At 30.7% G+C, this 8,109-nt stretch carries 7 protein-coding genes; 6 read left to right on the top strand and 1 reads right to left on the bottom strand.

What is annotated here, in order from left to right; genetic code table 11:
* Window positions 1-36: 36 nt before the first annotated feature.
* The 3 genes from R2808_RS09405 to R2808_RS09415 are packed head-to-tail and all read left to right on the top strand — an operon-like array spanning window position 37 to window position 5,144.
* Window positions 37-1,986, top strand: a complete 1,950-nt coding sequence (locus R2808_RS09405; RefSeq protein WP_371270723.1) for a polysaccharide biosynthesis protein — start codon at window positions 37-39, stop codon at window positions 1,984-1,986.
* Between the two features lie 7 nt (window positions 1,987-1,993).
* Window positions 1,994-2,761 (top strand): polysaccharide biosynthesis/export family protein, encoded by a 768-nt coding sequence (locus R2808_RS09410; RefSeq protein WP_371270724.1) that lies wholly within the window; start codon window positions 1,994-1,996, stop codon window positions 2,759-2,761.
* A gap of 4 nt (window positions 2,762-2,765) precedes the next feature.
* The gene (locus R2808_RS09415) at window positions 2,766-5,144 is read left to right on the top strand and encodes a GumC family protein (RefSeq protein WP_371270725.1); all 2,379 of its coding nucleotides are present in this window, start codon (window positions 2,766-2,768) and stop codon (window positions 5,142-5,144) included.
* A 182-nt stretch (window positions 5,145-5,326) separates the two neighbouring features.
* On the opposite strand, the gene R2808_RS09420 is transcribed toward R2808_RS09415, so the two are convergent.
* Window positions 5,327-6,061: a tyrosine-protein phosphatase gene (locus R2808_RS09420; protein WP_371270726.1), complete on the bottom strand. Its 735-nt coding sequence runs from the start codon at window positions 6,059-6,061 to the stop codon at window positions 5,327-5,329.
* Window positions 6,062-6,190: 129 nt separating this feature from the next.
* Between R2808_RS09420 and R2808_RS09425 the strand changes: the two genes are divergently transcribed.
* The 3 genes from R2808_RS09425 to R2808_RS09435 all read left to right on the top strand — a co-directional run.
* Window positions 6,191-7,060: an ABC transporter permease gene (locus tag R2808_RS09425; protein WP_371270727.1), complete on the top strand. Its 870-nt coding sequence runs from the start codon at window positions 6,191-6,193 to the stop codon at window positions 7,058-7,060.
* A gap of 80 nt (window positions 7,061-7,140) precedes the next feature.
* Window positions 7,141-7,497: a four helix bundle protein gene (locus R2808_RS09430; RefSeq protein WP_371270728.1), complete on the top strand. Its 357-nt coding sequence runs from the start codon at window positions 7,141-7,143 to the stop codon at window positions 7,495-7,497.
* Between the two features lie 124 nt (window positions 7,498-7,621).
* Window positions 7,622-8,109: ABC transporter ATP-binding protein (locus R2808_RS09435; protein WP_371270729.1), on the top strand; the 488-nt coding region annotated here is incomplete at its 3' end.

An 8,109-nucleotide genomic window follows, 5' to 3' on the forward strand; every position in this document is an offset into this window, starting at 1 on the left:
TAAGTTATTGGCTGTGTTGTGTAAATTTTTTTCCAATTGAAAAGTAGCTACATAACTAAAATAATATCAAGTAATTTCATACAAAAAAGGTTTAGTAATTTAAGTTACTTACCTCGTTGGATTGTTGTGTGTATAGATATTTTTATACTACTGCTAGCTAGTTTTCTTACATTTTTTATTGTTTCAAATCTTACTAATAAATTCAACGAAGCTTATCCAATAGAATTTAGATACGGATTAATAATTTGCATAAATCTTATATTCTTTTTCATATTTAGAACTTATGCAGGTATTATTAGGTTTACTACATTTGTAGATGCGATTAGAATTTTAGTAGCTACTTTTTTGTCATTTCTAACATTAGTAGTTATAAATTTTGCTAGTTATGCTCTTTATGGTAGTAAAATATATTTATTACCTACGTTAATAATTTATTTTATCACGTCGTTTGTTTTGTTGTTTTTATTTCGAGTAGCGGTTAAATTTACTTTCGATAATTATTTGAGCAAAAGCAAAGAAAAAAACATTCAAAAAGTTGTTATTTTAGGAACGAGTCAAAATGCAGTAGCTTTAGCTAATTCACTAAATATTCAAAATCCTCAAAAATACAAGTTAGTAGGCTTTGTAGATATTTCTAAAGCAAAAAATCACAATAAAGATTTATTAGGTATTCCAATTTTTAAAGTAAAAAATAGCATACCGCCACTTTTAAGAGTATTAAAAGCAGAGGCTATTATATTGCTAAATGAAGATATTTCTAACGAAGAAAAACTAAAAATTGTAGAAGAATGTTTACGCTTCGATTACAAAATTTTAACGGTTCCAGAACTTAACGATTGGAGCAATAAAAAACACTTATCGAAACGAATAAAAAAATTCGAAATAAAAGATTTATTAGAACGCTTACCTATAGAGCTCGATAATAAAAATATCGAAATTCAAATTAAAGATAAAGTATTATTGGTTACAGGCGCGGCTGGTTCAATAGGTAGCGAGATTGTAACACAGGTTTTAAAATATAAACCCGCAAAATTAGTGTTGGTCGATCAGGCTGAAACACCTTTACATAATATCGTTTTAGAACTTGCAAAAAAAGCTTCAGATACAGAAATAATATCGTTAATTGCCGATATAAGAGACGAACTTTTATTGCACCATATTTTTACCACATATAAGCCTAATGTTGTGTACCATGCAGCTGCCTATAAGCATGTACCACTTATGGAAGAAAATCCGTATCAAGCAATTATGACCAATGTTAAAGGTACTAAATGTTTGGCCGATTTAGCATTACAGCATAATGTAGAACGTTTTGTAATGGTTTCTACAGACAAAGCTGTTAATCCTAGCAACATTATGGGGGCAAGTAAACGAATTGCCGAAATTTATGTGCAATCGTTGTTTTTTAAAGGTAATGCTAGCAATGAACAAACGACAAAGTTTATAACAACTCGCTTTGGAAATGTATTAGGCTCAAACGGATCAGTAGTACCATTGTTTACCAAACAAATTGAAGAAGGTGGCCCAATAACCATAACACATCCCGACATTATTCGGTATTTTATGACCATTCCCGAAGCGTGCCAATTGGTTTTAGAAGCTGGCGCAATGGGAAATGGAGGCGAAATTTACATTTTCGATATGGGTAAACCTGTAAAAATAATAGATTTAGCCCGTAAAATGATACAATTAGCAGGGTACGTACCTGAGGTAGAAATTCCAATAAAAATTGTAGGCTTACGACCTGGAGAAAAATTATACGAAGAGCTTTTAAATGATAGTGCTAAAACACTGCCAACGCATCATCAAAAAATTATGATTGCTACCGAGCAAAGCAATTATAGCAATAAAGAAATACAAGACTTATTAGAAGAATTATTACAAACATCTAAACAATTTAAAATTAACGAAGCAGTAGGTATTATGAAACGTATTGTTCCAGAATTTGTAAGTAAAAATTCTGAATTTGAAATATTAGATAATTAATTAAACTATGTTAAAACACTTAAAAAAGATTACGGGTATTATAATACTAACGTTGTTAGTTTCGTCTTGCGCATCAAAAGATAAAATGTTGTATTTGCAAAATAAAATTAATAGGGTGGCAACAGATAATTATGAAACCCAACTTAAGCCAGACGATATTTTATTAATTGTTGTTTCATCAGACAATCCAGAAGCTTCACAAGCTTATAATTTAGAAGCGGTAACCATGCAAGGAACTTCTGAAACGGGTGTTTACCAAAGAAGATTGCAAACCTACATAATTGATAAAAACGGTAGTATAGATTTTCCAAATATTGGCAGTGTAAAACTGGCAGGTTTAACCAAAACACAAGCAGTACTTTTTATTAAAGAGCTCTTAAAAGATCATATAAAAAATCCTATTGTTAATATTCGCATTCTTAATTATGAAGTTACCGTTTTAGGCGAAGTAAACAGACCAGGGGCAATATCTATAGATAGTGAACGTTTAACATTACTAGAAGCTCTTGGTAAAGCTGGCGATTTAACCGTTTACGGAAATCGAAAAAATATTATGCTAATTAGAGAAGAAGACGGAAAAACAACCAGCCATAAAATAGACATAACAAAATCTAATTTTGTAAACTCGCCGTATTACTTTTTGCAACAGAACGATGTGGTTTATGTAGAACCAAATCAAACTCGTGTAAATTCTTCGGTAATTGGTCCTAATTTAACAGTGGGTATTTCCGCACTATCATTAATAGTAACGATTATTGCACTAACATTACGATAATAAAATGCAACAAGAAATTAATATACAAACAAAAGAAAATAATTTAAATTTAAAAGAAGAAGTTTTTAAATACCTTTTTAATTGGAAATGGTTTGCAGTAGGTGTTTTTCTTTCTTTACTATTAGCCTTTTTGTATTTACGATATGCTGTGCCGCAATACCAAGCAACTGCAAAAATTTTAGTAAAAGACGATAGAAAAGGCGGTATGATGTCGGAACTTTCGGCTTTTTCAGATTTAGGCGTACTAGGTGGCGTTTCGAGCAATGTAGATAACGAGTTAGAAGTATTAAAATCAAGCGCAATTTTATACGAAGTAAGCAAAGAATTAGAATTAGATTTTACGTATTACAGTATAGGACGCGTTATTACTTCTGAAGTATATGAAGAAAAACCTTTAAAATTAGTGTTTGTATCGCCTAGTAGCGAATTTTTAGAAACTAAAAATCAATTTAGAGTTGAACATAAAAACGACACTTCGTTTACCATTTTCGATAAAAACGATTCTAAAATAGGAACTTTTACATACAATAAACCTTTTACTATTGGCAAAGAAAAACAAGAAGCAATTTTGTTTAAAACAGAATTTTTCAATAAAGAAAAAAACTATAATATTCAAATATTTTATAAACCAACCGAGTTAGTTGTTGAAAGTTTAAAAAAAGATTTAAAGGTTGCCACCCTTAGTAAATATACAAGTGTTATCGAAATTTCGTATGTAAATCCGGTTCCCGAAAAAGCCGAAGATATTATTAACACATTAATTAAAAAATACAACGAAGATGCTATAAACGATAAAAAGTTTATTTCCGAAAACACGTCAAAATTTATAGAACAACGATTGGGTATTATTTCCAAAGAGTTAAGAGAAGTAGAACAAAATGTTGAAACTTTTAAAAAAGAAAATGGCGTTACCGATATTATCTCTGAAGCTGGTATTTACTTAAGCAATTCAAGCGATGTATCTAAAAAAATTCTAGATACCGAAATACAACTAGAAGTAGTAAAATCGCTTTCTAGCTATCTTAAAAGTTCTTCTACCGATTTAATTCCGTCTAACGTTATTCCATCTTCAGAAGGTGCATCATCACAAATAAGCGAGTACAACAATTTAGTTTTACGCCGAAATGAATTACTAAATTCATCAGCGGGTTCAAAAAACGTTACAGTTCAAAAACTAAACGAACAAATAGACGCTTTAAAACAAACCGTTTCTTCTAGTTTAAATCAGTTGCAATCAAATCTAAAAATTGAAGTTGCTAGTTTAAAAAGACAAAGTGGAATATTAGGCGGTAAAATATCACAAATTCCTACACAAGAAAAAGGTTTTAGAGATCTTAATAGACGCCAAAACATTAAAGAAGCGCTTTATTTATACCTACTTCAAAAAAGAGAAGAAACACAGCTTTCTTTAGCGGTAACAGCGCCAAATGCAAAAGTAATTGACGATGCAAAAGCGGGTTCAAAACCAATTTCGCCTAAAAAAATGATTGTTTATTTAGGTGCGCTTATATTAGGACTACTTATTCCTTTTGGTATTTTATATTTAATTGATTTGTTTGATACCAAAATAAAAACAAGAAAAGATATAGAAGACACTATTACAGTGCCATTTTTAGGAGAAATTCCGTTGTTAGAAAATGAAACTTTAATTTTAGAATCGTCAAATAGGTCGGGAACAGCCGAAGCACTTCGTATAATTAGAACCAATTTAGAATTTGTTCTTAACGATGTTCCCGAAGGCAAAGCCAAAACTATATTTTTAACATCAACTTACCCAAAAGAAGGAAAAACTTTTGTGTCGGTTAATTTGGCAACTATAATTTCCAAAGCCGAAAAGAAAACGTTGTTAATTGGGTTAGATATTCGTAATCCTAGACTAGACGATTATTTTAACCTTCCACAAAAAGGACTTACCCATTATTTAACTGATAAAACAGGAAAAAGTATTACAGATTTTATAGTTAAATCGAAAGAAATAGAAACGTTAGATGTTCTAGTAGCAGGAGTTATTCCGCCAAATCCAGCCGAATTATTAATGAGTAAAAAAGTAAACGATATGTTTGCAGAATTAGCTCAAATGTACGATTATATTATTGTAGATACTGCTCCAGTAAGTTTGGTAACCGATACGTTACTTATTGCTAAATATGCCGATGCGTTTGTATATGTTTCTAGAGCTAATTATCTGGATAAGCGTATGCTAGAACTACCACAAAAATTATACACCGAGAAAAAACTTCCAAATATGACAATTGTCTTAAACGCTTCCGATACTAAAAAAGGCTATGGTTATGGTTACGGCTATGGTTATGGTTACGGCTACGGAAGAGAAACGGAAAAAGTACCTTTTTGGAAAAAATGGTTAGGTTATTTCAAAAAATAAATATTACCCCTTTGGCTGTAATTAAAATTAGCTAATTATTTCCGTCAGTTTGAGTGATTTTTGATAGAAAATCGTATCGAAAACTAGGAAAAATTACTTTCAAATCGATTCTCGATATAAAATTCTAAAAGAATTTTACTCGAATTGACGATTTGGAGTAATTGCACCCAGCGGGTTAAATATTAACTAAAAAATGAATTATTAAGCATTGTTTCTGTAAAAGTAGCAATGCTTTTTAATTGCACTTTATTTTGAAAAGCTTGAATGTGGTTTTTATGATGAATATCGGAACCTACATAATCAATCATATGGTTTGCTAAAAGTTTATCGGCAGTTGCTAAAACGCCTTTTCCATAGTAACCCGTACTCGATAAAAGGTTCATTTGAAACAAACACCCAGCTTTTTTTAACTTTTCGTATTGTTTAAAATCGGTATGATAAAAATTATACCGTTCAGGATGTGCCAAAACAGGAATGTAACCTTCTACTTGCAATTCAAACAATATGTCAAACAATTGAATGGGCGGATTTAAATACGACATTTCTACTAAAACATAATTGTCTTTTAAGGTAAGTAATTTTTCATTTTTTAATAATGATAAAAAACTATCATCCATCATATATTCAGAAGCCGCATTTAAACGCAATTTTTCGCTTAAATTATTTAATTTATCATGCGTTAATTCTTTTGCAGCAGTTATAGTTTTTGTAGTATTATTCCATACCGTTTTAATAGTATGAGGCGTTGCAATTACTTTCGAAAAGCCAAGTTTAGTCATTTCGGTAAGCAAAAATTCGGTATCATTTATATCTTTTGCGCCATCATCAATTCCTGGTAAAACATGAGAGTGAATATCTACATAATTATTCGGAAGTAAGCTAGCTAAAATAGGTTTCGATTTAAAAATAGAAAACATTAATTTAAAATTTTAACACAAATATACTATAAAATAGCACATACGAAGAGTAATAAAATGTTAACATAACAGCTTATAATTTGTTTGTTAACCAAAAACAATTAATTTTGAAACATCAGCAATAAAACAATGAGCAATACAGAATTAAAACAAAACGATTGGCTTTATGAAATAAAACCCAAAACGTCTAATTTTTCATTAAACTTACAAGAAGTTTGGCGTTATCGTGATTTGCTTATTTTGTTTGTAAAGCGTGATATAGTAACCGTTTACAAACAAACCATTCTGGGGCCGCTGTGGTATTTTATTCAGCCATTGTTTACAGCTATAACATTTACGATTATTTTTAATAATGTAGCAGGAATTCAAACAGGTTCCGTTCCTCCCTTTTTGTTTAATTTGGCAGGTATTATTGTTTGGAATTATTTTACGGCTTGTTTAAACGAAACTTCCGATACGTTTAAAAAAAATGCCAGTATATTTGGTAAAGTATATTTTCCAAGAGTAATTATGCCTATGGCAACGGTAATTACCAATTTGGTTAAACTCGGGATTCAATTTTTAATTTTTATTGGGTTTTATGTTTATTTTGTACTTAATGGTATGGAAAGCACTTTGTCATACAAATGGTTGTTTTTACCTTTTTTAGTGGTTATTATGGGTTTGTTGGGTTTGGGTTTAGGAATGATTATCTCTTCCATGGTTACAAAATATCGCGATTTAAGTTTTTTGGTTTCATTTGGAGTTCAATTGCTTATGTACATTTCAGCAGTAATGTATCCTATGGCTTTAATAAAAGAAAAGTTGCCAACATTAGGGTGGATAATAGAATATAATCCTTTAGCTTATGTGATCGAAACTTCTCGATATATTTTACTAAACGAAGGTGCTATTTCATTTGGTGGTTTAGCATATACGGTTGCTGTTACAATTTTTGTTTTTTTTGCTGGACTGGTAATTTTTAACAGAACAGAGAAGAGTTTTATTGATACGGTTTGATTTTAGTGAATAGTGAATAGTGAGAAGTGAATAGTGAGAAGTGAATAGTGAGAAGTGAATAGAAACTTGTAAAAGAAAAGATGAATCATAAAGATTTAGATGCTTGGAAAAAAAGTATGGATTTGGTAGAAGAAATTTATGCTTTATCTAAGTTTTTTCCTGATGATGAAAAGTTCGGTCTTACTAATCAGATAAGAAGAGATTCGGTTTCAGTTCCTTCTAATATTGCTGAAGGTGCTGCAAGAAAAAGCGATAAAGAGTTTATACAGTTTCTTTATATTGCTTTAAGATCATTATCAGAAGTTGAGACACAATATATGATAGCTGTACGTTTACATTATGTGATTGAAAACAAAGACATTGAAAATAGAATAAATGAAGTAAAGAAATTGATAGTTGGATTACGAAGTTATTTATTAAAGAAAAGTAATTATTAATAAGTGAGTAGTTAAAAGTAAAAGTGAGAGGTGAGTAGTGAGTTTCGAATTGTTAGAAAATACTTAGCTTAATACTTTATCTCTTCACTATTCACTCCTCACTATTCACTTCTCACGAATAAAAATGAAAAACATCATATTAAAAGCTGAAAATATCTCTAAGCAATACCGACTGGGAACAGTTGGAACTGGAACAATTAGTCATGATTTGAATAGGTGGTGGTATAAAATACGCGGAAAAGAAGACCCCTATTTGAAAGTGGGCGAGGTGAATGATAGAAGCACCAAAGGTACGAGTGATTATGTATGGGCATTACAAGATATTAATTTTGAAGTAGAGCAAGGCGAAGTATTGGGCATTATAGGCAAGAATGGCGCAGGAAAATCAACGTTGTTAAAAATTTTATCAAAAGTTACGGCACCAACCACAGGAGTAATAAAAAGTAGAGGACGAATTGCTTCATTGTTAGAAGTAGGAACAGGTTTTAATCCTGAATTAACGGGTAGAGAAAACATTTATTTGAATGGCGCCATTTTAGGAATGACTAAAAAGGAAATTACAGCCAAACTCGATGAAATTATTGCCTTTAGTGGTTGCGAACGCTATATAGA

This window comes from Flavobacterium sp. (genome assembly GCF_041392005.1).
Lineage (GTDB): Bacteria > Bacteroidota > Bacteroidia > Flavobacteriales > Flavobacteriaceae > Flavobacterium.